This is a genomic window from Paenibacillus methanolicus (assembly GCF_008124765.1).
Lineage (GTDB): Bacteria > Bacillota > Bacilli > Paenibacillales > Paenibacillaceae > Paenibacillus_Z > Paenibacillus_Z methanolicus.
In genome coordinates, this window is sequence record NZ_VNHS01000013.1 from 186,493 (window position 1) to 211,175 (window position 24,683).

Genomic DNA, 24,683 nt, shown 5'->3' on the forward strand with positions numbered 1-24,683 from the left:
CATCTCAAAGTAGTAACAAGAAAACTTTAAGGAGCTGACGTTATGCCTCCCAAAAAAAGGCGGGCTCGCGCCGCGATCCGCCGCCCCAAGGCGAGGCCGGTTGCCCGGAGAAAACGGGATTGGTATCGCTCGGGCTACGATAGCGGATTCGAGACGGGAACCCGGCTCGGGTGCGAAAGTTTCGGCTCGTTATTCGAAGGCACGAGCATTATTATCCCGACGTACAATCAGCTCGCATACTTAAAGTCTTGCATCGAAAGCATCGTCGACCGTACCGATTTGCCCTACGAAATTATTGTCGTCGACAACGGTTCCACCGACGGCACGGCCGCGTTTCTCCAATCGTTGAGCGGGCAAATCCGCTATCGCATTCTCGATTCGAACCGCGGCTTCGCTGGCGCCACGAATACGGGGCTGATGATGGCCAAAGGACAGACGCTGCTGCTGCTCAACAACGATACGATCGTGACGGACCATTGGCTGGACAATTTGCTGACGTGCCTGAACAGCGACCCGCGCATCGGCATGGTCGGACCGGTGACCAATTATATTAGCGGCAGCCAGCAGATCGAGGTGCCGTACGCGAACGTGGAGGAAATGCCCGAGTTCGCCAGGGAATTTAACCGCGTCGACAGCGCCAAATGGCATCTGACCGACCGGCTAACCGGCTTCTGCCTGCTGTTCCGCCGCGAGCTGCTCGAGCGGACCGGTTATTTGGACGAAGGGTACGCGATCGGCAACTTCGAGGACGACGACTACAACGTGCGCGTCCGTCTGCAAGGGCGCATGCTCGTCATCGCGCGGGATACGTTCATCCATCATTTCGGCAGCGTCAGCATCAAGGCGCTCGGCAGCGAGCTGGAGGCCGTCAACCGGAACAATTCCAGCTTCTTCTCGGAGAAGTGGGGCAATCCGCACGAGCTGATCGAACAAGCGAACGCGCTGCTGCGCCGCGACGCGCAGGCGAGAGCGGCGGCCGCGCCTCCGGGCGAACCGGATTCGCCGGACCCGTCGTCCCCGCCGCTGCCGAGCGAGTCCGCGTTTTTCCCGCAAGGGGTGGCCGTTCGCGGCGTGCGCGAGCAGATCTACTGGGTGGAGAGCGGGCAGAGACGTCCGGTCGTCGGAGCGCTGTCTTTTCCGTGCGCGCGCCTCTCGCAGGTCGACCTGCTCCGCTGGCCGATCGGGGAGCCGATCGGCGCCCAAGAGGCGGAGCTCCGTTGGCGCGGGCTTCATGCGGGAGACGGTATAGGGCCGATGAACGGCTCGGCTATTAGTCCGGATGGCCAATTATACATGGTCGAGCAAGGCGTCAAACGAAGGCTGGCGACCCGAGCGGCGGCGGAGTTTTGGGGGCTGCAGTATCGCGTTCATCTAACGCCCACCGCGGAGGAATGGGGAGCGCTGCCGGAAGGATTGCCGATTATCGCGCCGGCGCGGGTCTCGGCGAATCTGTGAGCGAGGTGCCGCTGTTTGCGCCGGCCTCGCTTTTGCCCGTGCGCGGCCGCGGAACTCGCTTCCGTGTACCGTTCGCGGTGGCCGACCCCAGTATCACTGGCCAAGAAGGCGCATATGCTGAGTAATAAAGAGGGAGGGCGGCGGCATGGATCACATCGTAACGGAAATGATCGAGCATATTTCGCGCTCGCACGAGCATATGGCGCGCGTTCTCGAGGCCAAACGCCACGTCGCGGTTCGGATGGCGCAAATGGTGCATGCGCTGCCGGATTCGCATCCGGATTTCGGCGGCATGGAAGGCTTGATGGAGAGTTCGCAGGCGGTGACGCAGAGCGTCGTCTCTTATTTGAATAGCATCGCCGAATTGCAGGAGACGATCGCGACGACGGTCGGTTCGATTATGAAGGAAATCGAACAGCCGGAGCGGGATGATGAGTAAGGGAACGGACAGGGGGAGGGAAACCTCATGAGCAGAGAAGGCGCCTATGCGAGAATGCTGGATGCATCCGCCAAACTGCAGTCGAACGTCGCGTTAATTTTGGAGGCCAAAGCCGTGGAAGCCGAGAAGGTGCGCGCTTGGCTCTGCAACCACGTCTCTCCGGACGCGTACGGCGAGCAGCAGGAGCATTTGAAGGATACGCTTGGCGTTCACGAGCAGTTGATCGAAGTCATCGACGGCTTGACGAAGCTGAACCAGGGAATGTCGAATGTGTTGAAGGCGGCCCTTCGGCAGGATGAACGAGGCGGCGGAGGCGGTTATTTCGGCGGATTCGGAGATCGCGACGAATGAGTCTCCTCACGCGGGAATGGGAAGCCAAGATCGAGCTGATCCGCTCGATTGCCCAGAGCCAGCGGGCGATCGCCCGTATCTTGGATAGCGTGGCGGACGTTGCCGGACACTCGCCGGAAATGGCGCGGAAAGTCTACGACAACGTCGAATCGATGACCGCCTTTCAGCAAACGTTGGCGGAGAAGGTGGCGGGGATGCGCGTCGGCAAGCCGCGGGAAGGCCGGCCGGGCAAGCCGCTGCTGCTTCATGGAACGGTCGGATGGCACCAAGGAGAACCGCGGCCGGGCGGCGATAGCGCCGGCCGCCGCGGTTCGTCTCAGAGGGGAGGGGAATGCGGATGAGCACGCCTTTACGGAAGAAAAAATCCCGGGTGCGCGGCGCGGCGTCCGGCCGAACGAAACGGAGAAGAACGGCCGCCGCGGCAAAAGGGGGTAGACGGAGACGTTCGACCGCCTTGCGCGGGAAGAAAACGTCCGCGCTCCGGCGGCGCGTGCCGCGCGCGCGGAAAACCGCCGCTTCGGTGTACAACGAGAGTTACAACCATTCGTATAACGAAGGCTACAACGTCGGATTTGCCCAAGGCTTCGAGCATGGACATCAGATCGCGTATGAGCAGCAGCCATAAGGGAACGGCGGCCGGAAGAGGGCCGCTGTTTTTTTTGGCGGGTCGTATCGCAATCGAGCGCCGCAGCGCGCCATGTACACGCGATAGCGACACCAGCGTCGCAAACGAACACCGCAGCGCCATGCCTCGCGCCATACGCCCGCTAACGTAATGCCCGCCTCCCTTCGCCCGCTTTCTCTTACTCCCTCGCGCCGAATGCTGTCAGGTTAAGAGAACTCCGCCCTTTTGACCCGACTTTTATTGCTTCCTCCCCCTTCCCTCTCCTCCAATGCTGTCAGGTTAAGAAGGGCTGCGCCCCGTTGACCCCGCTTTTGTTGCTCCCTCCTCCCACCTCCTCCGCCGAGGAGGCTCCAAAGGGCTTTGCCCTCTGGACTCCCTATTTCGTGCTGACATGTTTGTTCGCGGTCCGCGATTGGGCTTGAGCGGGGCACGCTTTTGTCCTGACGGACAAAGCTTCAGTAGGTTTTGAAGTCCGTCTCTTACGCCTGTCAACTATAGGCCTAGTTGGCTTCATCGGACGTTTTCCCTTAACCTGACAGCATTACCCTCGCGCCCCCTGTAACCGCTTGCTCGATTATATCAACCCCCCCCCTCTAGCAACCTTACGCCCTCCGAATTGACCGCCATTCCCGCGCCGAATATGCGCCGCAGCTGGTTATCCGCCAATTTTGCCGCCTCGCCGGACAAGTGACCATGAGCCTTCCCTACCATCCGCATATATTGTAGACAGAAAGACTACCAACGTTGAGGTGTGCGCCCATGGAATCGTTACGGAAGCAGAACGCGAACGCGGCGAAACAAGGCTACGACGACGGACTCGCGCACGGGATGCGGGACGGGGCGTGCGAGGCGATCGCGCGAAGCGTCGCGCAGCCGCCGCCGGCAAGACGGGGCGTCCGGGTGCTCTATATCCCGCAAGGCTTCGAGGCGCTGGACGAAGGCATTACTACGGCGCTTCGCCCGCTCGTGGGCGAACTGTTCATCGCGCACGCCAGCCGGATCGCCGAGCAGGCCGCGCTCATCCGTCCGGACTGGGTGTTCGTGCTAAACGGGCTCCACGTGTTCCCGGACGATCACCTGGAGCAGATCGACGCGGTACGCGCGCTCGGCATCAAGACGGCGATCTGGTTCGCGGACGATCCTTATGTCACCGAAGACACGATACGGATCGCGCCGCGGTACGACGCCGTCTTAACCCATGAATTGAGCACCATTCCCGTCTACCGGTCCTATGGATGCGCGAACGTGCACTACATGCCGCTGGCCGTGAATATCGGACGCTTCAAGCCGCAGCCGGTCGAAGCCCAATATCGCAGCGACGTATGCTTCATCGGGCAGGCGTTCTGGAACAGGGTAGAGATGTTCGACGCGATCGCGCGGGAGCTGGCGAGCAAACGCGTATTCATTGCCGGGGGCATGTGGGAACGCCTGCCGAACTACAAGCTGCTGCAGCCGATGATCCGTCACGGCTGGCTGCCCGTCGAAGAGTCGGTCAAATATTACAACGGCGCCAAAATCGTCATCAACATGCATCGCGCCACGGCGTCGGGCGTCGACAATCGCAATTCGCTGAATCTCCCCGGACTGTCGATCAACCCGAGAACCTACGAGATCGCCGCCTGCGGCACGCTGCAGCTGACGGATGTCCGGCAGGACTTAAGCGACCACTATCGGCCGGGCTGGGAAGTGGAGACGTACGCGAACGTGCAGGAGCTCGCCGCCAAGCTCAACCACTATCTGATCCACGAAGAAGAGCGGCGGACGATCGCGCTTCGCGGTCTCCGGCGCACGCTGCAGCAGCACAGCTTCGAGACGAGGCTCGAGCAAGTCGCGATGACGCTGGGTTGGGAATGAACAACCCCCGATTACGAAAGGAGTTGAAAGCCGTGGCAGCTTCGCCGCGCGCGCAAAGCAAGCACCGCAAGCCATCGTTCCGCAAGCAGGCGGCTATCGGCCGGCGGGACGGCTTGAACAACGGATTCCAGCACGGATTTTGGTATGGACAGTGCGAGTCCGTGCTCCAGCGCATCCCGCAGCAAACCGCCGTATGGCCGATTCACGCGATGTTCGTCGCCACCAGCAAAGGATTTCCGTATTCCCCGATCGACGCCGCTTTGGCGGAGACGCTCGCCGGGATGACCCGCCAGCTGACGGTTACGAACGACTCCCAGCCCGTGGCCGCGATCGCCGCGCAAGCGCGGCCCGATATTGTTATCGTGCTCGACGGACTTAATATGCCGCTGGATCAAATCGACGCGATCCGCGCGCTTGGCATCCGTACGGCGATCTGGTTCACCGACGATCCTTACTACACGGACATGACGTCCCGCATCGCGCTGCATTTCGACGACGTCTTCACGCTGGAGCTGAGCTGCGTCGAGTTCTACCGGAATCTTGGCTGCCCGAACGTCCATTATTTGCCGCTTGGCTTCCATCCGGCGGAATTCAGGCCCCGCAATCCGCCGGCCGAGAAACGTCATGAGGTCAGTTTCGTCGGCTCGGCTTACTGGAAGCGGGCGGAGTTCTTCGATCAAATCGCGGATTACCTGGCGTCCAAAGATTCGTTCATTTCCGGTATCTGGTGGGAGAGGCTGACGAATTACAACAAGCTGAAGGACAAAATCGCGCTCGGCGCCTGGATGGGGCCCCTCGAGACGTCGGCGGTGTACAACGGCGCCAAAATCGCCATCAACATGCACCGCGCGCACGACGATCAGACGTTCAACAACAACAGCGCGGGCATTCCGGCGGTCTCGCCGAATCCGCGTACCTTCGAGATTGCCGCATGCGCCACGCTGCAGCTGACGGACGAGAGATCCGACCTGGTGAGCTTCTTCACCCCGGGTTTGGAGATCGTCACGTACGCCTCGCCCCAGGAGATGATCGAGAAAATCGACTACTACCTCGCCCATGAACACGAGCGCCGCGAAATCGCGATCCGGGGCATGCGAAGGGCGATGAGCGATCATACGTACGCCCGCCGGCTCGATTTGATGTTCCAGATGCTGTTCGCGCCGGTCGTCCAGCCTTAATGGCAGCGTCGCGGCGGCTAACGGGTCGGCTGCCGTTACAGCGAGAAGCCCGCGCGCCTGTGCGGCCGCCCGCGAATGCCGGCGCGCGTATCCGGCAAGCACAAACGTCCAAGGCGGGCGCGGATCGATTTGTGCGAATGGGAAGGGGTGAAATGTCGTGCCGATAGAAATATCTCCCCCATATATTGTAGTACCGTATGCCGCGGGACAGCTCCTTCCAAACCGGGTTTGTCCGTATTCATGCCGCAGCATGGCAGCTGACGCGAAGGAGGTGTATGCATACCTGTGCGATGCACGGGTATCGCAGGCCCATTCATGCCAATGAAACCGAAAATGCTAGTGTTCTCTCACATCTGCAGTCCCCAGTACGTGACGGGGGCCGAGAAGCTGCTCGTGTTCATGCTGCGCGAGCTGAAGCCGTATTTCTCCTGCACTCTCGTCGTGCCCGCGGAAGGCGTCATCGCGCAGCAGGCCAGGGAGCTCGGCATCACGGTCATCCACCATGACGTGCCGATCGTCGTACCGCTCTATCTGGCGCTCCCCCACTTAATGGGAGAGATCGAGACTTACCAGCGGAGCGAAGCTTGGCCGGCGCTGATCGAGCTCATCCGGCGCGAGCAGCCCGACGTGGCGCTCGTGAACACGACGGTGCACCCACTACCGGCGATCGCGGCCAAAATGCTCGGCATCCCGGTTATCTGGTCGGTCATGGAGGCGATCCGATTCACGCCGCACACGCCGAATTCCGCGGCCTTGATCGAGCATTGCGCCGATCTGGTGGTAGGGATATCCGATGCGACCTTGGCGCCGCTGCGCACGCCGGGCTTGCTGCCGAAGTCGATCATCATCCCGCCTTCCTGGGAGCCGGAGGTTCTTCATCCGGAGAGCTGGCCCGAGTTCCGGGCTCAGCGCCGCGCGGCTCTGGGAGTGGCCGATCATCAGAAGCTGGTCGGCTATATCTCCTCCTCGATCTTCGAGGCGAAAGGTCTGGACCACTTCATGCACATGGCGGTCGAGGTGGCGGAGCGGTTCCCGGACGCGATCTTCCTGATCGTGGGCAATCCAACCGATCCGGCCTACTTCGAGCAATGCCTAGATGTAGCCAGAGCGAAGGACCTGATGAGCCGGTTCCGGTGGATCCGGTTCGAGGAGAACGTGGAGACGATCTATCCGGCGATGGATGTGACGGTCATTCCGAGCACGACGGCCGAAGGCTTCGGCATGACGGCCCTCGAGGCGATGGTGTTCGGCCGGCCGGTCGTGCTCTACGGATCCGGCGGACTGGCGGAGATCGCGGGAGCGACCGGCAATGGCGTCTACATGGCGAATACCGGCGACACGGGCGGATTGTTCACCCGCGTATGCGGTCTGCTGGGCGATCCGGCCCGACTGGCGGCAGCCGGCGCGCATAATGCGTCCGCGTCCCGAATCGCGTTCGGCATCGAGGTCTACCGCAGGCGAATCGTGCAGCTCGTGGGCTTGCTTGCCGGCAGGGGCGTGCTGCCCCCGGCGCCGGTGAAGGGCAGCCGCGACGTCGTCTACCGGTTCGAGAACGGCGTGCTGCGGCCGTACAGGACGGTGGAAGCGTTGAGGGCGGACGGTTTCGCGTTCGAACAAGTTCGCGAGGTATCCGATCTGCTGATCGATTTGCTGCCCAAAGGCGCGCCGATCGGCGCGCCGCCTGCCCGGAAGCGGCGGAAGCTCTCGCGTGCGCTTGGAAGGCGGCGCGCGGCGTTGCGTGCCCGGAGAAGGCGCGGCCGTAGAAGGCCGGCACGAAGAAGCCGGGTTTTGCGCAGACGCGCCAGAAGGATCGGCGCGGTTCGCGTTCGGCAGCGTCGCGGAAGGCGCGCCCGCAAGCCGAGGCGTTGATACCGCGCCTACGTTTTGAAGGAGGGAAATGACGCATATGCGCGTAGTGACGATTCTGGGAACGCGGCCGGAAATCATCCGGCTCAGCCGCATCATACCGAAGCTCGATGCGCTGGCGGAGGAGCACGTGCTCGTGCACACGGGCCAAAATTTCTCCCGCACGCTGAGCGACATTTTTTTCAGCGAACTTAGCTTGCGGGAGCCGGATTACATGCTCGGTCAAGGCATGCAGACGCTCGGGGGTCAGCTGTCGGTCATGTTCGGCGAGATCGAGCGCATCCTGGCGAAACACAAGCCGCACGTCGTGCTGCTGCTCGGCGATACGAACAGCGCGCTCTGCGCCATCGTCGCGGAGCGGATGGGCATCCCGGTCGTGCATATGGAGTCGGGCAACCGCTGCTACGATCTTGCCGTGCCGGAAGAGAAGAACCGCCGGATCATCGACGCCGTCTCGACGATCAATATGCCGTATACCGGCTACAGCAAAGGCAATCTGCTTCGCGAAGGCTTCCCGAGCAACCGCATCGTGCAGACCGGCAATCCGATTAATGAAGTCATCGCCCACTACATGCCGCAGATCGAGGCGAGCACGGTACTGGCCGACCTAGGCCTTGCGCCCGGCGGTTACATGGTCGTAACCGCGCACCGCGCGGAGAACGTGGATGATCCGGAGCGGCTCTCCGGCATCCTGGAAGGGCTCAATCGCGTCGCCGCCCGGTTCGATACGCGGCTGGTCTGCAGCATTCATCCGCGGACCAAATCGCGGATCGAGAGCGGAAGCGTGCAGGCGGCGATGGACCCGCGCGTGTCCTTCCACGAGCCGCTCGGCTTCTTCGATTTCGTCACGCTGGAGCGCTTCGCCAAGTGCGCCATTACCGACAGCGGCACCGTGCAGGAGGAATGCTGCATCTTCGGCGTCCCGACGGTGACGATTCGCACGACGACGGAGCGCCCGGAGACGGTCGACTGCGGCAGCAACGTCGTGTGCGGATTGGACGCGAAGCGGATCGAAGAGGCGGTTGCCGTCATGACGGCCCTGCCGGCCGCTTGGGAATGCCCGGAAGGTTATTTGGCGAAAGACGTCTCGGATAAGGTTGTCAAATTTGTGCTTGGAGGGAAATGGAATGTTTACTAATCAGCGCATTCTTGTCACTGGCGGCACCGGATCCTGGGGCTACGAGCTGATTCGCCAGCTGCTGCCTCAACAGCCGAAGGAAATCATCGTCTTCTCCCGCAACGAGTCGAGCCAGGTGGCGATGAGCCGCGCGTTCGAGCATCCGGCGCTCAGTTTCTGCATCGGCGACATTCGCGATAAGGAAGCGCTCGTGAAGGCGTGCGAGGAGGTCGACTACGTCTTCCATCTGGCGGCGCTGAAACATGTGCCGGTGTGCGAAGACCAGCCGTACGAAGCGCTCAAGACGAACGTGATCGGCACGCAGAACGTCATCGAAGCGGCCATCGCGAACAAAGTGAAACGCGTCATCTACATCTCGACCGACAAAGCGGCGAATCCGTCCAACTTCTACGGCATGACCAAAGCGATCGGGGAGAAGCTCATCGTCTACGCGAACCTGCTTCGCTCCGATACGAAATTCGTCTGCGTCCGCGGGGGCAACGTGCTCGGGACGAACGGCAGCGTCGTGCATCTGTTCATGAATCAAATCAAGACCAAAGGCCAAGTCCGCATCACCGACATGAAAATGACGCGCTTCTTCTTGACGCTGCACGACGCGATCGAACTGCTCTTCAAGGCGAGCGAATCGAGCCAGGGCGGCGAAATCTTCGTCATGACGATGCCGACGTGCCGGATCGTCGATCTGGCGGAGGTGCTCATGGAATCGCTCGGCATCCAGGCGGAAATGGTCGAGACGGGCGTTCGTCCGGGCGAGAAGCTGCACGAAATTTTGTTGACGGAATTCGAAAGCACGAGCACGGTCGTGTACGACGACGAATACTTGGTCATTTTGCCGCCGCTCGACATCCCGGGCCTGCGCGAGCATTACAAGCCGTATCCGGCCGTCGAGTTCGACAGCTTCAGCTCCAGCCAAATGCTGATGAGCAAAGAGGAGATCAAGGCGATGCTTGTGCGCGGGGGGTTCCTTGCATGAAATTGCTGATCGTCGGGGGGACCGGCATGGCCGGCCACATGTTCCGCGCCTATTTCGGGAGCAAACCCGGATATGAGGTGCAGTACACGACGAGGGATGCCGATGACCCAGCGGGTCTTCGGCTGGAGGTGACGGACAGCGAAGCGGTTGCTTCGCTGGTCTCGTCCGTCCGTCCCGACGTCATTCTGAACGCGGTGGGCGTGTTGAATCAGGACGCGGAGAACCGTCCGCTGCTCGCTTACCAGGTGAATGGTCTGCTGCCGCACTGGCTGCGCCATCAGGCGGAGCAGATCGGCGCGAGATTGATTCATATTAGCTCGGACTGCGTGTTCAGCGGGGAGCGAGGGCGGTACACGGAGGCCGACGAACCGGAAGGCACGACCGTCTACGCGCGCAGCAAGGCGCTCGGCGAAGTGAAGGATCAGCGGCATCTGACGATCCGCACGTCGATTATCGGACCGGAGATCCGCCAGAACGGCATCGGCCTGCTGCAATGGTTTCTGAAGCAGGAGGGGACCGTGAGCGGCTACGCGCGGGTGATGTGGAACGGAGTGACGACGCTGGAGCTCGCGAAGGCGGTGGAATACGCGATCGCAAGACCGCGTATCGGCGGCCTGGTCCAATTGACGGCCGCGGAGACGGTCAGCAAGCTGGAGCTGCTGCGCATATTCCGAGAGGTATTCGGACGCGATGACGTGACGATCGTGCCGGACAGCCGGATATTCCTCGACCGTTCGCTTGTCTCGACGCGGGACGATTGGCAGTATGAAGCGCCGGGCTATGCGGTCATGCTGCGCGAGCTGGCCGAGTGGATGGCCGCGCGATGAACCGCCCTCGCCTGTTGATTACGGGCGCAGGCGGTTTCTGCGGCGAGCATGCCTGCGCGCATTTCGCCGCGGCGGGCTGGCGCGTGACCGGGGCCGTGCGTCGTCTGCCGCGGCCGGGCGAGATGCCGGAAGGGGCGGAGGGCGTCGAATGGCGCGCCTCCGACCTTACCGTGCCTTCCGAAGTGAAGACGCTGGTCGCGGATGCGCGGCCGGACGCCGTCATCCATTTGGCGGGAGTGAACGCGGTCGGTCCGTCGTGGGACGATCCGGCGTCCGCGCTTGAAGCGAATCTGATGGGGACGGTCTACGTGCTCGAGGCGATCCGGGCGAGCGGGAGGCCGGTCCGCGCCGTCGTGGCCGGGTCGATGCTGCGCTACCGGCTGCCGTCAGGGACGCAGGCGCCGACGCCGCCGCATCCGTACGGATTGAGCAAGTCGCTGCAAGTGCTCGCCGCTCAGAGCTGGGCGGCGATGTACGGGCTGGACGTCATCGTGGCCGAACCGGGGAACTTAATCGGTCCCGGCCGTTCGCGCGGCATCGTGGCGCTGCTTGCCCGTTACGCGGCCGAGACGGAGCTGGCTGCCGAACGGGGGCAGGAGCCGCCGCCGGCCTTTCGCCTCTCCTCCGGCACCGAACGCCGCGATATGCTCGACGTCCGGGACGCGATCCGCGCCTATGAGCTGCTGCTAGCCGGCGGCGAACCCGGCCGCGTCTATCCGCTGGCGTCTGGCCGCATGATTACGCTCGGGGAGCTTGCGGATAGCTTCGCGCGGCTTGCGCGGGTGCCGCTCGCCTTCGAGGTCGGCAGCTCGGCCGCGCCTTCGCCGCTGCCGGCGGATACGTCGGCGCTGGCCGCGCTCGGCTGGGCGCCGTCGATCCCGCTGGCGCAGTCGGCCGGGGATACGCTGGAACAGATGCGCCGTCTGGTCCGCAGCGAACCGGACGGCGCGGCGAACGTCTAATACGAGGAGGAGCCGTCAAACGATGGGAGTAGCCGGACCAACTGTAACGGTCGTCATACCGTTCTATAACGATTCTTATGTTACCGAGGCTGTGGACAGCGCATTGGCGCAGACGTATGACGACATCGAAATCATCGTCGTGGACGACGGTTCGACGCGGCATGCCGATCTGCTGGAGCGCTACGGCAGCCGGATCCACTATTTGGGCAAGGCGAACGGAGGAACGGCGAGCGCGCTCAATTACGGCTTCCGGCTTGCCAGCGGCCAGTACGTCGCGTGGCTTAGCTCGGACGACCGCTTCTATCCGGAGAAGATCGCCCGCCAGGTACAGGCGATGGAGCGGTCCGGCAGCTGGATCAGCCATACGGGCTTCGACTTGATCGACGAGGGCGGCCGCATCGCGGAGAAGGGGATCGCGCCCCCTCCCGCTGGGCCCGAATTCTATCGCGCCTTCCACGCGGCCAATCCGGTCAACGGCTGCACCGTTATGATGCGCAAGCTGCTGTACAACCAGATCGGAGAGTTCGACGAACGACTGAGATACACCCACGATTTGGATTATTGGTACCGCGTCATGCTGGCGGGCTTCCCGTTCTTGCTGCTGCCGGAGCCGCTCACGGCGTACCGCTGGCACGCGGGCATGGGGACCGTCCTGCATAAGGAGGCGATCTCGCGCGAAATCCGCCAGACGCAGACGACATACGCGAGCCGGTGGAGCGCGTTCACGAGCCATTTGATCGGACGATAGCGATAGACGGCGGTTCCGCCTAGCCAGAGCGGACGGCAACCGCGACCATGCAAGGGATATGACCGGCGGCGCACGCGGCGCGGGAAGACGGCTTCGGCGCCTCCCGCCGCCTACTGCGCTTCTTGGCGTTTTATCCAATCCCGACGGCCGGCGTCCACTACGAGCCCGAGCTCCCATGCACGCCCCTTTTACGAGAAACATGCAAGGTGAAACGGCTGTCGCCGTCTTTTAGCGGCGCGGCGCGTTACATTCCGGATATGCGAATTGGCTTGCGCTCACAATCCAAGGATTGGGAATGCAGCATTCAAGGCTGATTGGTTTGCGTTCACAATCCAAGGATTGGGAACGCAGCATTCAGCCAAAGAGAAATACAAGATGTATGAATAAACGTGAGACTTATAAATTCTTGTATTGCAAAAAACAGGTATTGAAGATGAGGTTTTCCTAGGACTGACCGTGCTATAATCGTAAAATAGGTTTGCGCCGGCAAACTTTCGCCGGGTCTCGTTCGTCAGTAAGTTGGCCGGAACGCAAAAGATAGAAGAAAGGCGGATAGGAATCGTATGTACGACATTATTAGCGCGATTGTGTTGGGACTATTGGAGGGATTGACCGAATTTTTGCCTGTTTCCTCCACGGGCCACCTGATCTTGGCGGGGCATTTGCTCGGCTTTGAGGGGAAAGCGGCGGATACGTTCAAGATCGTTATTCAGCTGGGCGCCGTCCTTGCCGTGTTCGTCCTCTATTTCAAACGCTACATGGACATGCTGCGGGACTTATTGAAATTCGACTTCTCGGACAAAAATAAGCTGAATGCCGTTCACCTGGTGCTGGCCATGATTCCGGCATTGGTCGTGTACTTGATCTTCAAGGACGTCATCAAAGACCAGCTTTTCGGACCGGGCCCCGTGCTCATCGGCCTCGTCGTCGGCGGCGTGCTTATGATCGTGGCCGCGCGCGCGAAGCGCAGGGTTACCGCGGAAGAGAGCGATAATATTACATACCGGCAAGCGTTCGGCATCGGCATGTTCCAATGTTTGGCCCTATGGCCGGGCTTCTCGCGATCGGGCTCCACGATCTCGGGCGGCTTGCTGCTCGGCACGAGCCAGAAGGCGGCGGCCGACTTCACCTTTATGATCTCCGTACCGGTCATGCTTGGCGCGACGGTGCTCGACATGTACGACAGCCGCGAATATTTGACGGCGGACGATATGACGCTGTTCGTCATCGGCTTCATCGCCGCCTTCGTAGTCGCGATGATCGCGGTCGTCACGTTCCTCAATTTGATCAAGCGGCTGAAGCTGGAGTGGTTCGCCCTCTATCGCTTCGTCCTGGCGATCGTGTTCTATTTGTTCCTGATGTAGGGGAATCGTTGAATTTCGTCACGCAAAAGAGGCTTGCCGGCCATGAAGCCGGCAGGCCTCTTTTTCATTGAATAGGAGCTTTGGGAATCATGGTATGGATAAAAACGTAAAGCGTGTCCGCGAAAGCGGACGAAAGCGAAGGTCAGCTCGGAGCCGTATCAAGCGCATCCCCACTGCAGGGTACCACCCCAAGGCAAAGCGTAACGAACGAAGCTCGAACAAAAGCCAGTCCGAAGGACTAGCGGGCTCCCCTCAAACCGAACACATCAACGCCGGCCGCGTAGAAGGTGCGTCCCTTTCGGGAGTCCATAGGGCGGAAGCCCTTGGTTCCCCTCGGCGGAGGGGGACAATGCTGTCAGGTTAAGGAAAAACGCCTGGTGAATCCACCGGTGACCAACGGTTAACAGGCTTCAACATTCTAAGAAGGACTTACCTCCCACTGAAGCTTTGTCCGCCAGGACAAAAGCGTGCCCAACACAAGCCAATCCGCCGACCGCGAACCATCGTGGCAGCACGAAGGCGGGAGTCCAGAGGGCAAAGCCCTTTGGAGCCTCCTCGGCGGAGGAGGTGGGAGGAGGGATCCACAAAAGTCGGTTCAAAAGGGCGGAGCCCTTCTTAACCTAACAGTATTGCGGAGGGGGAAGGGGGAGGGAAAGGTCCGCGACGGTTTGCGTAACCTTTACATTCGTCTGGTTGAATTAATATTAATTGTGTTGTATATTTATACAAACAAACTCGACGAGGAGGCATTCCTTTGATTTATAAAATCGCGGATTCCCATGATGCGCCGGTCATTCACGAGGTGATGATCCAGGCTTTCCTTTACGATAAAGCAGAACCAACGACACTAGCCGTTCCGATCGAGACCGCAGACCAGATCGCCCTCGCGCTGGAAGGCGGCGAGAAAGCGATCATCGCGTTCGACGAAGAAGACGGCTCGCCCGTCGCGACGGTCCGATTCGCGCTGAAGGAAACCGACGGCGTCGATTTCCATCAGCTGTCCGTCCTCCCCGGCAAGCAAGGGCAAGGCATCGGCAAAGCGTTGCTTCGGTTCATGGAGGCATATGCCGCCAGCTGCAACCGCAACACCGTCACGTGCAAAGTCCGCATGAACGCGCCTCGGCAGATCCGATTGTACGATTCGATCGGATACAGCGTCCTCGGCGAAGAACTCGAGCAGAAGCCGGACGGCACGAGCGTACCCGTCGTCGCGCTGCGGAAAGTGCTTCAACTCCAACCTGCCTAACGAACAACCGCCGCGCACGTCCGGTGGTTTTTTCTTTTTTTGCCTCGTAGACGGCTTCCGGAAACTTATGGAATAATAGAGTGAAAATCGATCGGGAGGCATGGATATGGATCTTGGCGTGAGCAGCAAAACGGCAATTGTAACGGGCGGCAGCAAAGGCATCGGGCTGGCGACCGCTATTCGGCTGGCATCGGAAGGGGCGAACGTGGCGATCGTGGCGCGCGGCCAGGAGGCGTTGGACCGCGCGGCGGCCCGCATCGCCGAAGCCACGGGGCGCGAAGCGCTTCGGATCTCGGCGGACGTCGCGTCGGAGGAAGCGGTGCGCGAGGCGGTCGCGCGGACGATCGAGACGTTCGGCGGCATCGATATTCTGGTGAACAACGCCGGAACATCGGCCGCGGCGCCCTTCGAGTCGGTGGAGACGGCAGCATGGGATGCGGACCTCGGCTTGAAGCTTTACGGCGCCGTTCATTTCGCTAAGGCAGTCATTCCGCATATGCGTAAGCGCGGCGGAGGCTCGATCGTCAACGTCGCCGCGGTAGGCGGCAAGACGCCGTCGGCCTCCTCGCTGCCGACCTCGGTCAGCCGCGCGGCCGGACTCGCGTTGACGAAGGCGATGAGCAAGGACCTGGCCAAAGATGGCATCCGGGTCAACGCGGTGTGCATCGGGCTCATCCGCAGCGATCAGATCGAGCGCATGTGGCAGGCGAAGGCGCCGGAGCAGACATGGGAGCAGTTCGCCTCCGATCCGAAGCACGGCATTCCGCTCGGCCGTATCGGTAACGCGGAGGAAGCGGCGAACGTTATCGCTTTTCTCGTATCGGGCGCGGCCTCGTACGTAACGGGCACCTCGGTGAATATCGACGGCGGGGCGGCCGCGGTGTTGTAGAGGGTGCAAGCAAGCGAGTCCCCCCTCAAAACCTCGCAACCATCAGGACAACCTCTGATGGTTTTTTTGCGTGTAAGGATTTTAACAATTAAAGGGTTATCATAGTTTGATATTTATGGTAAATTAGTAATCATATACACATGAGATGATGAGGCAGGTGAGGATTCGATGAAAGTAAGAAGCTTGCTCGTCGGCATGACCGCGCTGAGTCTATGTACCGCCGGTCTCGTATACGCGGATCCCATCGCGAAGAGCATACGGGTTGTCGTGAACGGAACCGAAGCGCCGAGCGGCGGCGCGAAGGCGCTGGATGGGCTGTATTTGTCGGTCGACCTGATTCGGGATCAGCTGCGCGGCATCGTCGGCCTGGATAGCAAGAAACAGACGGTGTCGATCTACACGCCCAATGTACATATGATGACGAAGGACAGCGATTCTATTTTCGGCGAGGTGAACAAGGGCGCCAAGATCTCCTTCAACGTGCTCGCCCAGATCGATTCGCTCAAGACGGACCTCGCCGCGTTCAAGGTGACATTGACCGCCCCGGACGGCGGCGAGACGCTGATCGAGGAACGCAAGGCGGGCCAGAAGGCGTTCCCCGAGAAGGGCAAAGAAGATTTCTGGATTAATACCCCGGTGATCAGCTACAAATTCGCGGATAGCGGCAATTACAAGGTTCGCTTCCATATGCAGCCCGTCGGCGATACGGCTATGCACGTCGTGTCCGAGAAGGTCATCGTCTCCAAATAACCGCAAACGACGGCACAGCGCGCGTCATTCATGCCGGAGAAATACAAAAAACAAGCCCAGCCCCCTAGTCGGGAAGCTGGGCTATTAACGTATCCATCAGCGGCGCGAAGGCGCGGTTGACGGAGCCGGCTTCGTCCATAATCCGGTCGAAATGTCTTACCGTGCCCATATTCGTATGACGGCGGTACGCGGTGAGCGGTTCGTTTAAATAGTGGAAATCGATGCGGCAGAGCACCATCCGGATCCACAATTCGTAGTCGTGCGTATAGGGGAGCCCCGGATTGAAATAGCCGATCTCCTCCACGATCTTCTTCGTCATCATGACGGTGCAGCCGTTCACCGGACAGCCTTGGCGCAGCGCCTGGATGAAGGCTTTGGCCGTCGGGTACTTCAAGCCTGCCCGATGCGCGGTTACCGCGTTGTGCTCGTTGATGACGTCGTAATCGGTATGGCTGATCTGCGCGCCGACGCTCTCCATGAAGATGACTTGATTGTTCACTTTGTCCGGGTAGAACCGATCGTCGGAGCTGAGCCAGGCGACGTATTTGCCGCTGGCGGACTGGATGCCGTAATTCAGCGCGCTCGCGGTGCCGGCGTTGGCTTTGCCGAGGTAGACGATGCGGTGCATATACGGCGCGATCAAATGCTGGTTGCTGGTCGAGCCGTCGTCCACCACGATCACTTCGATATTCCCGTACGATTGCCCGAGGGCGCTCTCGATCGCCTGGCCGATGAAGGGGTCGTTGTAAAAGGGGATGATGATCGACACTTTAGGCGTCATTCCGTTCACCTCTTATTCCTTGTAATGGTCTTGCCGTTCGGCGCGTTGGAAAGTCGTTTGTCGGCGTCGTCATCGGCGAATGCCCAGCGCGGTCAGGACATTCACCATGTCCATGGCATAGCGGGCGAGAGAGAACCCGGCCCGAATGTGCCGCTCGGCCGCCTCGCGGATCGATTCCGCCGATGCCCGGTTGTCCATGAGCTCGAGCGCGGAGCGGACCGCGCCTTCCATATCGCCGCGCGCGAAAAACTTGCCGGTGACGTGGGGGGTAATAAACGCGCGCACGCCGTCCGAATCGGTCGCGAGCACCGGGCAGCGGCAGCCCATCGCCTCGGCGACGGCATAGCCGAATCCTTCCGTATTCGAGGTGGATATGAGCAGGCCGTGCGAATCGCCGGTCGCGGACAAATACAGCGGCATCTGATCGTGCGGCACGTTCGAGCGGATCGTGAGCCGGCCGCCAAGCCCGATCTCATGGACGAGCGCCTGGAATCGCTCCCGTTCGCCCGCCTGGGCGAGGTTCTCGTCGACGAACATCCACACCTGCAGATCCGGCTTGCGCTTGGCAAGCTCGCCGGCGATATACAGGAAGAGCGGCCAGTTCTTGTTCGGCTCCAGTCTGCCGATCCAGCTGACGACCGGTTTGCCTTCCGGATTAAGCCACGGCGCGGGCCGATGAGCGAATCGATCCGTGTCGACCATGTTCTGCATGTAGAACCTAGGAAGATCCGGGAATAGGGTATTGAACAATTCCATCAAGTGCGCGGTGGGCGGGCTGATGATCGCCTGCGTATAGCCGCGGAGCCACGGACCGGCATCAATCAGCGTTTGCGTTGCTTCATGAAGATCGCCAAGCCCTTGCGCCTCGTACAAAATCGGTCCCTCGTATCCTAGGCCCCGCAAGCGAGGCGGCATTAGATGGTCGCACGAGGCGATGATCGCGTCGTAGTCGTGAGCCTCGAGAATCGACCGGATGTCGCCGTCGTCGTTCGTAATGAAGTGAATCGTATCCGTCAAATTCTGCCGGCCGGCCCCGTCCCGCAGATAGAGCAGATGCGACTCGATGCCAGCCAGCCGAAGCGCCCGGCTTCGCAGCCGGTTCAGCGTTTCGAGCCCGCCGCTCGGGATGAAGAACGTGAACAGCAATCTCATAGGAGGCGTCTCCTTTTGGCGTGAAATGGCTATCTCTACCTCTTATTTTATGCGCGGGAATCTAGCGCCCGATTGGATATATGACCCTTTAGCCGCTCCATTCATCGCAGGAGAATGCGGAATAGCCCACCCGAAGCGCGGTCGCAGCTTCGGATGGGCTATTTCGATAGCATGAATGAGCCAAGGAAGTCTCGGCGGGGAAGAAGACGCTACAGCGTCCAGCGCAGCAGCAGCGCCGCCTCCGTCAGACCGCCGCCGAATCCGTACAGCAGCACGAGGTCGCCGTTCTTGAGCCGGCCGTCCTTCATGGCCATATCCAGCGCGAGCGGGATGGAGGCGGCGGACGTGTTGCCGCGCGTCTCGAGGCTGGCAAGCGTCCGTTCGACCGGAATGCCCGTGCGCTCGCAGACCGATTCGATGATGCGCATGTTAGCGCTGTGCGGCACGAACCAATCGAGATCGGACGGCGTGTAGCCGTAACGCTCAAGCAGCGCCGATACGCCCTTCGGCACGTTCGTAACCGCCCACTTATACACTTCCCGGCCATTCTGGACGATTTTGCCGTTCGTCGCGATCGGCTTGCCGTCGATGGAAGCGGACAGGCTGGAGCGATACAGATTGGCGTTGCGATCGCCGGAGGTGGAGACATACGAGCCGAGCAGCGCTCCTTCATCGCTCCGCTCGAGCAGCGCCGCCCCAGCGCCGTCGCCGAACAGGATGCAGGTGGAGCGGTCTTCGTAATCGGTCGCCTTGGAGAGCGTCTCCGCGCCGATGACGAGGATTTTGCGGTGGACGCCGGTCAGCAGCAGGCCGTTGGCCAGCTGCAGGGCGCTGACGAATCCGGCGCAGGCCGCCTGGATGTCCGCCGTGCCGCAGGCCGCAATGCCGAACTCGGCTTGCACGCGCGCGGACATGCTCGGGAAGAACGTATCCGGGGTGGTGGTGGCGACAAGAATGAAATCGACGTCCGACAGCTCGGTACCGTAACGCGCTTGCATATCCCGCACGGCCGCAAAGCACAAATCGCTGCAAAATTGATCATCGGCCGCGATACGGCGTTCGCGGATGCCGGTGCGCTGTACGATCCATTCGTCATTGGTATCAACCATGGCCTCCAAATCCGCATTGGTCAAGATGCGCTCGGGGACGTAGCTTCCGAATGCGGTCATGCGCGCGTTGGAGAAGAAGGAAGGGGTCTGCACGGCGATCAGCTCCTTTAGTTTTAGTATCTACTATTAGTACCTGGTTCTAATACCTTCACTTTACCTAAATTCGTTTGCGCTGTCAACGTTGAACCGGGCGATCGGTTTGGATTGGATCCGGCTTATAGGATTTGATGCCCGATCGAGCGATTGCGGTCAGGAAATCGGAATATTGAGAGTGGTTTTAGCTTTTGACGATTGCTCAAAGTTCCCTGTTTTTATACAAAGGAGGGGGAGTGCGATTGAGAATTGGCAGGGGAGTTGAACCAATCAATGAAAGCTTTAATTATTTCGGATATTCACAGCAACGTCTATGCGCTGGAAGCGATCCGCAAAGCAGAGCCGGATTATGACTTCATTTATTGCGCGGGAGATCTGGTCGACTACGGTCCCTTGCCTCGGGAAGCCATCGAATGGGTACGCAAGCACGAGGCGATTTGCGTTCGCGGCAACCACGACGACATTATTATCGACCTGTACCGCAACGGTAATGGCGGTCGCAACGTGGCGGAGGACGAGCTCAAGTGGGCGCATTGCAATGCAAGGCTGCTCGGCGAAGCGGAAATTTCCTTTCTCGAGCGCATGCCGGTCTGCCGTGCCTTCGAGATGGATGGCCGCAGCTACATCATGCAGCATCTGTACGACGACTATTTGACGATCGACAGCTTGCCCAAGTACGACGCCTTCTGGGCGGAACGGAGCGGCGGCGCATCCGGGACCGCGGGCGAACGCCGCATCATTTTCGGACATACGCACCGCAGATGCGCGCATTATTTGAGCGACGCCGCGCTATGGCTGAATCCGGGAAGCGTGTCTTACCGCCGTCGCGACGATCCGTCGAAAGAAGCGCATTACATCACGATTACGGATGGCGCGATCTCGATGAAAAGCCTTGCTTACGACCGCGCGCCCCTGCTCGAAGCGGCGCGCGCATTGCGGTTGAAGGAAGCGGATTTGAAGACGGCGCACTTCTTTTTCGGATAGGTGGGCGGGCTGCAAGGCAAGTATTAACGCGCTTTTGCGCCTTTAGTTTACATTTTTATGATGGCTTTATTTTTTTACACTATGGCCCGGGAACCGGATCTTTCATACTAGAGATGTTGAAGTTGCGGATATGAACCTGCAGAAAGCTGCGGGAGCATATCCGCCTATTCTATAGGGAGCAGGTGGGAAGATGACTTCCATTTATCGGGTATCGAATAGCGACGAGCTGGCGGCAGCCATTGGCGGAGCGGAGCCGGGTTCCTCCATCCTGTTGGCGGACGGCGTTTACGAGCGGAATGAAGACTATATCGTGGAGGGCAAAGCGGGATCGGACACCGCCATATTAACCATCCGCGCGGAAAATAAAGGGAAAGCGACGATCGCCGGCGAATCCAGTATACGCATCTTGAACTCCGCTTACGTCGAAGTATGGGGGCTGCGGTTCCAGGTCGAACGGCGCGAATCCATCGTGCTGGACGGTTCGCGGCATGCGAGGATTGCGCGGAACCTATTCGAGCCCAGACAGGTTGGAGAAGCGTACAGCCTGTTGTCCGTGATGGGGAGCGGCAGCGGCTGGAACCGGATCGAACGCAACGCGTTCGGCCCGAAGGCCGACCCCGGACCGCTCGTCATCTTCGATGGCGACGGGAAACAAATCTCGCAGCATGATGTCATCGAATACAATTACTTTCACCATATCGGCCCGCGCGTCGTTAACGGTCTGGAAGCGATCCGGCTTGGCTTGTCCGGCATCTCGCTCTCGAACGGGTATTGTACGATTCAACACAACCTATTCGAGAATTGCGACGGAGAGCCCGAGATTATCTCGGTCAAAAGCGGTTACAATACCATCCGCTACAACACCTTCCTGAACTCCGCCGGCCAAGTGACCGCTCGCCACGGTCATGGCAATCGATTTCACCATAATGCATTTATCGGCGATGGCGTGAAGGAAGAGATGGGCGGGTTTCGCATTTATGGCAACGATCATCACATTGCCGATAATTATATGGAAAACTTGACGTTGGATGCGCTGCTCATCGACGGCGGCAACTACGATGGCGGGCCGGACGGCTATCCCGAGGCGCCGACGCCGGAGGAACTGAGGAAGCATTGGCGCGTCTATCGCGCGCACGTCGTGAACAACACGATTGTCAATTGCCGCCACGGCATTACGCTCGGCAAGCGGGTTCCGTATGCCCCGAAACAAAGTGTAATCGCTTACAATCGGGTATGCGGGAATGGGCAGCCGACCATCTATGAATACCGGCCGTCTTCGGCGGTATGTATCAACAATCACGATACGGATGTCGCGGATATTCGACGTCCGGTTATTCTGACAAGAACGGACGTCGGTCCCGACTCCGACTAATGCGAACTTGGAGGAGAGCCTATGGCCCAAACTCGAAACCGATGGACCAACTATCTAAAGCCGCTCCGGCACAAAAATCGCAGCGTATTCCTGACTTGGATGCTTTCTTACGTCTCGGTGCTGCTCGTGCCCATTCTGATCAGCGGCGTTATCTACGGCGCGACCCTAAACGTTGTAAAGGCCGAAATGAACCGTGCCAACCAATCCATTCTTCAGCAAATGGAGCAAGCCATAGATAGCCAGTTCAAAGGGATCGAGAGCTTGAGCCTCGAGGTGAGCCTCAACCGGCGAATCGCCGCATTCATGAAAGCCGATGCCGCGCTGTCCGATTCGGACCACTACGAAATCTACCAAATCGCCAATGATTTGCGCGTGTATGAGATGGCGAACGATTTTCTGGAAGGCATTTACGTGTACTACATCAATAGCGATACGGTCATCTCCAGCAACAACCGCATGGACAGCGAAGGGTTATATGACCATATCCGTCTCGAAGAGCATATGCCGCTCCGGTCGTTCCGAGAATATTTGGACCAATGGTACATTAAAGGCTACCGCTCGGTCGTGGTGTCGGAACAGAACGAGTGGCGGCCTACGGTCATGTATGCCCAGAACGTGACGTCCTCGATCATGAATCAGCGCGGCGCCGTCTTGCTGTTCATGATCGACCGCGACAAGCTGCTCGCGCAAGCGTCGGTGCCGGAGGAAGGCACCATCCACATACTGAATGAAGACAACCGATTCATAGCGTCTACGGACGAGTCGCTGGCGGAACCTGCCGTACAATACGGCGATATGCCGGAACAATCGGGGCAATTGGAGATCGACGCCGGCGGCCGCCGGCTTGTCGCATCCTACGCGACCTCTTCCATTACCGGATGGAAATATGTCATGACGCTGCCGGCGGACGTCTATCACCGGAAGATGAACGTGGTCGAGCAGTTGACGATCGCCAGCATCCTGCTATGCCTCCTTGTTGGCGGGGGCGTGACGTATTGGCTGCTCAAACGGAACTATCTGCCGATCCATGCGCTAATCCAGAGCTTGTCGTTCAAAGCCGGCGTTACCTTCGATCGCGGATCCAATGAATACTCCTTCCTCGAGCAGGCGCTGAGCAGCACCTTCCATGAGAAGGAGGAACTACATAACAAGTTGAATCAGCATAACAATACGCTCCGATCTTACTTCTTGCAGCGGCTGCTGAAGGGGCAGCTCGACAGCCATATTCCGCTGCGTGAATCGTTCTCGGCCTATGACCTGCGCTTCCCGCAGGACGGCTTTTCGGTTATCCTGCTGCGCATTGAGCACTTCGGCAAGTTCCATCGGACGGATGAAGATCAGGTGCCTAACAAGCGGCTGCTGCAATTTCTGATCGCCAACGTGGCCTTGGAGGTCGCGCGAAAGTCCGCCCACGCCTACGCGGTCGAGCTGGACCGGGAATTGCTCGGCTGCATCGTCAACCATCGGCTGGCATCGCCGGCGGAGCAGCGGGCGGAGCTTGCGCGCATCGCGGAAGAAACGATGTCGTTCATATCCGATTATGCGCATGTCCAGTTGACCGCCGCCATCAGCGCGCAGCAGGTAGGCGAATATGGCATCTTCCAGGCGTTCCAGGAAGCGGTCGAGGCGATGGAATACCGGATCGTGGCGGGCAGCGGAGGCATGATTCATTATGGGGACCTAAGCGGCGGAGAAGGCAAAGGGGCCGCTCCGGGCGGCTATTTCTACCCGCTCCAGGCGGAGCAGCAATTGATTATAATGGTGCGCGAAGGCCAGCTCGACAAGGCGAAAGCGTTCGTCGGGGAAATTATCCAGAAGAACGTGACTTCGGAGCCGTTTTCTCTTCATACGGCCAAATGCCTCATGTTCGACCTGATGGCCACGCTGCAAAAAGCGATCGGCGAAATCCGCATCGTGGGCAAGCCGGATGTGCCGGACGGCGTGCGCGCCATCGAACGGCTGGTGCAATGCCAGACGGTAGGGGAGATGCGCGGCCAGCTGTACGACATGGTGGAGCTTCTGTGCGGCTATGTGAACGATAACCGCCTGTACAGCAGCAATCCGTTGATCGATAAGGTCATGAAATACGTGAACGATTATTACCAAGACGAGAACCTGAACATTTCGACGATCGGGGAAGCATTCTCCATGGCGCCCTCGTATATTTCCAAGCTGTTCAAGGAATTCGCCGGCGAATCGCTGCTCGACTACATTAACAAGACGCGGCTGGAAAAGGCCAAATTGCTGCTTAGCGGCGAGAAATATACGGTCGGCGAAATCTCGCTGATGGTCGGTTATCACGACGTGAATACCTTCCACCGCATCTTCAAAAAATTCGAAGGAATCACGCCCGGGCGCTACAGGGAAGTCAAGTAGCTCTCGGGCTTTTCTTTGCAAGAAATAGCGGTAAACTTGCGGTTTTGCTGCTCTTATTTTTGAGGAATTGCGGTCTATTTTAGGTTTTGACAATGGTTGACGGCGGCAAATCGGCGTTACGATGGAAGCGTATTCACACCAACATATTCGA

At 59.8% G+C, this 24,683-nt stretch carries 23 protein-coding genes; 20 read left to right on the plus strand and 3 right to left on the minus strand.

All coding sequences use genetic code 11. The annotated features are described in order from the left end of the window. The first annotated feature begins 42 nt into the window (after nucleotides 1-42). The 17 genes from BCM02_RS30130 to BCM02_RS30210 all read left to right on the plus strand — a co-directional run bounded on the left by BCM02_RS30130 (nucleotide 43) and on the right by BCM02_RS30210 (nucleotide 16,665). Complete coding sequence (locus BCM02_RS30130; RefSeq protein ID WP_148932833.1) at nucleotides 43-1,455, plus strand: glycosyltransferase family 2 protein; 1,413 nt, start codon at nucleotides 43-45, stop codon at nucleotides 1,453-1,455. 145 nt (nucleotides 1,456-1,600) lie between these two features. Continuing rightward, nucleotides 1,601-1,894, plus strand: coding sequence for a nucleoside-diphosphate sugar epimerase (locus tag BCM02_RS30135; RefSeq protein ID WP_148932834.1), 294 nt, complete (start codon nucleotides 1,601-1,603; stop codon nucleotides 1,892-1,894). 27 nt (nucleotides 1,895-1,921) lie between these two features. Beyond that, nucleotides 1,922-2,245, plus strand: coding sequence for an alpha-helical endospore appendage domain-containing protein (locus BCM02_RS30140; RefSeq protein WP_148932835.1), 324 nt, complete (start codon nucleotides 1,922-1,924; stop codon nucleotides 2,243-2,245). Then, the gene (locus tag BCM02_RS30145) at nucleotides 2,242-2,586 is read left to right on the plus strand and encodes a hypothetical protein (protein ID WP_148932836.1); all 345 of its coding nucleotides are present in this window, start codon (nucleotides 2,242-2,244) and stop codon (nucleotides 2,584-2,586) included. Before BCM02_RS30140 ends, BCM02_RS30145 begins: the two co-directional genes overlap by 4 nt. Beyond that, a complete protein-coding gene (locus BCM02_RS30150; RefSeq protein WP_148932837.1) occupies nucleotides 2,583-2,870 on the plus strand; it encodes a hypothetical protein in 288 nt (95 codons plus the stop codon). The genes BCM02_RS30145 and BCM02_RS30150 overlap by 4 nt, the downstream gene beginning before the upstream one ends. Nucleotides 2,871-3,629: 759 nt before the next feature. Further along, nucleotides 3,630-4,724 (plus strand): CgeB family protein, encoded by a 1,095-nt coding sequence (locus tag BCM02_RS30155; RefSeq protein ID WP_148932838.1) that lies wholly within the window; start codon nucleotides 3,630-3,632, stop codon nucleotides 4,722-4,724. 32 nt (nucleotides 4,725-4,756) lie between these two features. Further along, nucleotides 4,757-5,902, plus strand: a complete 1,146-nt coding sequence (locus tag BCM02_RS30160; RefSeq protein WP_246183615.1) for a CgeB family protein — start codon at nucleotides 4,757-4,759, stop codon at nucleotides 5,900-5,902. A 315-nt stretch (nucleotides 5,903-6,217) separates the two neighbouring features. Beyond that, nucleotides 6,218-7,771 (plus strand): glycosyltransferase, encoded by a 1,554-nt coding sequence (locus tag BCM02_RS30165; protein ID WP_148932840.1) that lies wholly within the window; start codon nucleotides 6,218-6,220, stop codon nucleotides 7,769-7,771. A gap of 37 nt (nucleotides 7,772-7,808) precedes the next feature. Continuing rightward, entirely contained in the window at nucleotides 7,809-8,906 is a 1,098-nt protein-coding gene (gene wecB / locus BCM02_RS30170; protein WP_148932841.1) for a non-hydrolyzing UDP-N-acetylglucosamine 2-epimerase, read from the plus strand. Further along, nucleotides 8,896-9,879, plus strand: a complete 984-nt coding sequence (locus BCM02_RS30175; protein WP_148932842.1) for a polysaccharide biosynthesis protein — start codon at nucleotides 8,896-8,898, stop codon at nucleotides 9,877-9,879. Before wecB ends, BCM02_RS30175 begins: the two co-directional genes overlap by 11 nt. Further along, on the plus strand, nucleotides 9,876-10,706 hold the full coding sequence (locus BCM02_RS30180) for a dTDP-4-dehydrorhamnose reductase family protein (protein WP_148932843.1): 831 nt from the start codon (nucleotides 9,876-9,878) through the stop codon (nucleotides 10,704-10,706). Before BCM02_RS30175 ends, BCM02_RS30180 begins: the two co-directional genes overlap by 4 nt. Beyond that, nucleotides 10,703-11,668 carry an NAD-dependent epimerase/dehydratase family protein gene (locus BCM02_RS30185; protein ID WP_148932844.1) on the plus strand — a complete coding sequence of 322 codons (966 nt, stop codon included), beginning with the start codon at nucleotides 10,703-10,705 and terminating at the stop codon, nucleotides 11,666-11,668. Before BCM02_RS30180 ends, BCM02_RS30185 begins: the two co-directional genes overlap by 4 nt. 22 nt (nucleotides 11,669-11,690) lie before the next feature. Continuing rightward, on the plus strand, nucleotides 11,691-12,416 hold the full coding sequence (locus BCM02_RS30190; RefSeq protein WP_148932845.1) for a glycosyltransferase: 726 nt from the start codon (nucleotides 11,691-11,693) through the stop codon (nucleotides 12,414-12,416). A 563-nt stretch (nucleotides 12,417-12,979) separates the two neighbouring features. Continuing rightward, nucleotides 12,980-13,780, plus strand: coding sequence for an undecaprenyl-diphosphate phosphatase (locus tag BCM02_RS30195; RefSeq protein ID WP_148932846.1), 801 nt, complete (start codon nucleotides 12,980-12,982; stop codon nucleotides 13,778-13,780). A 754-nt stretch (nucleotides 13,781-14,534) separates the two neighbouring features. Next, complete coding sequence (locus tag BCM02_RS30200) at nucleotides 14,535-15,026, plus strand: GNAT family N-acetyltransferase (RefSeq protein ID WP_148932847.1); 492 nt, start codon at nucleotides 14,535-14,537, stop codon at nucleotides 15,024-15,026. 106 nt (nucleotides 15,027-15,132) lie between these two features. Then, the gene (locus tag BCM02_RS30205) at nucleotides 15,133-15,915 is read left to right on the plus strand and encodes an SDR family NAD(P)-dependent oxidoreductase (RefSeq protein WP_148932848.1); all 783 of its coding nucleotides are present in this window, start codon (nucleotides 15,133-15,135) and stop codon (nucleotides 15,913-15,915) included. Nucleotides 15,916-16,083: 168 nt separating this feature from the next. Further along, complete coding sequence (locus BCM02_RS30210; RefSeq protein ID WP_148932849.1) at nucleotides 16,084-16,665, plus strand: hypothetical protein; 582 nt, start codon at nucleotides 16,084-16,086, stop codon at nucleotides 16,663-16,665. A gap of 64 nt (nucleotides 16,666-16,729) precedes the next feature. Here BCM02_RS30210 and BCM02_RS30215 read toward each other — a convergent pair whose 3' ends face one another. The 3 genes from BCM02_RS30215 to BCM02_RS30225 form a co-directional block, all read right to left on the minus strand. Further along, nucleotides 16,730-17,446 carry a glycosyltransferase gene (locus tag BCM02_RS30215; RefSeq protein ID WP_148932850.1) on the minus strand — a complete coding sequence of 239 codons (717 nt, stop codon included), beginning with the start codon at nucleotides 17,444-17,446 and terminating at the stop codon, nucleotides 16,730-16,732. A 69-nt stretch (nucleotides 17,447-17,515) separates the two neighbouring features. Further along, on the minus strand, nucleotides 17,516-18,598 hold the full coding sequence (locus BCM02_RS30220) for a glycosyltransferase family 4 protein (protein WP_148932851.1): 1,083 nt from the start codon (nucleotides 18,596-18,598) through the stop codon (nucleotides 17,516-17,518). 209 nt (nucleotides 18,599-18,807) lie between these two features. Continuing rightward, on the minus strand, nucleotides 18,808-19,767 hold the full coding sequence (locus tag BCM02_RS30225) for a ketoacyl-ACP synthase III (protein ID WP_148932878.1): 960 nt from the start codon (nucleotides 19,765-19,767) through the stop codon (nucleotides 18,808-18,810). Nucleotides 19,768-20,073: 306 nt separating this feature from the next. On the opposite strand from BCM02_RS30225, the gene BCM02_RS30230 reads away from it, so the two are divergent. The 3 genes from BCM02_RS30230 (at nucleotide 20,074) to BCM02_RS30240 (ending at nucleotide 24,532) form a co-directional block, all read left to right on the plus strand. Then, nucleotides 20,074-20,784 (plus strand): metallophosphoesterase family protein, encoded by a 711-nt coding sequence (locus BCM02_RS30230; RefSeq protein WP_148932852.1) that lies wholly within the window; start codon nucleotides 20,074-20,076, stop codon nucleotides 20,782-20,784. A gap of 190 nt (nucleotides 20,785-20,974) precedes the next feature. After that, entirely contained in the window at nucleotides 20,975-22,156 is a 1,182-nt protein-coding gene (locus BCM02_RS30235) for a polysaccharide lyase 6 family protein (protein WP_148932853.1), read from the plus strand. Nucleotides 22,157-22,177: 21 nt separating this feature from the next. Further along, complete coding sequence (locus tag BCM02_RS30240; protein WP_148932854.1) at nucleotides 22,178-24,532, plus strand: AraC family transcriptional regulator; 2,355 nt, start codon at nucleotides 22,178-22,180, stop codon at nucleotides 24,530-24,532. The last annotated feature ends 151 nt before the right edge of the window (nucleotides 24,533-24,683 follow it).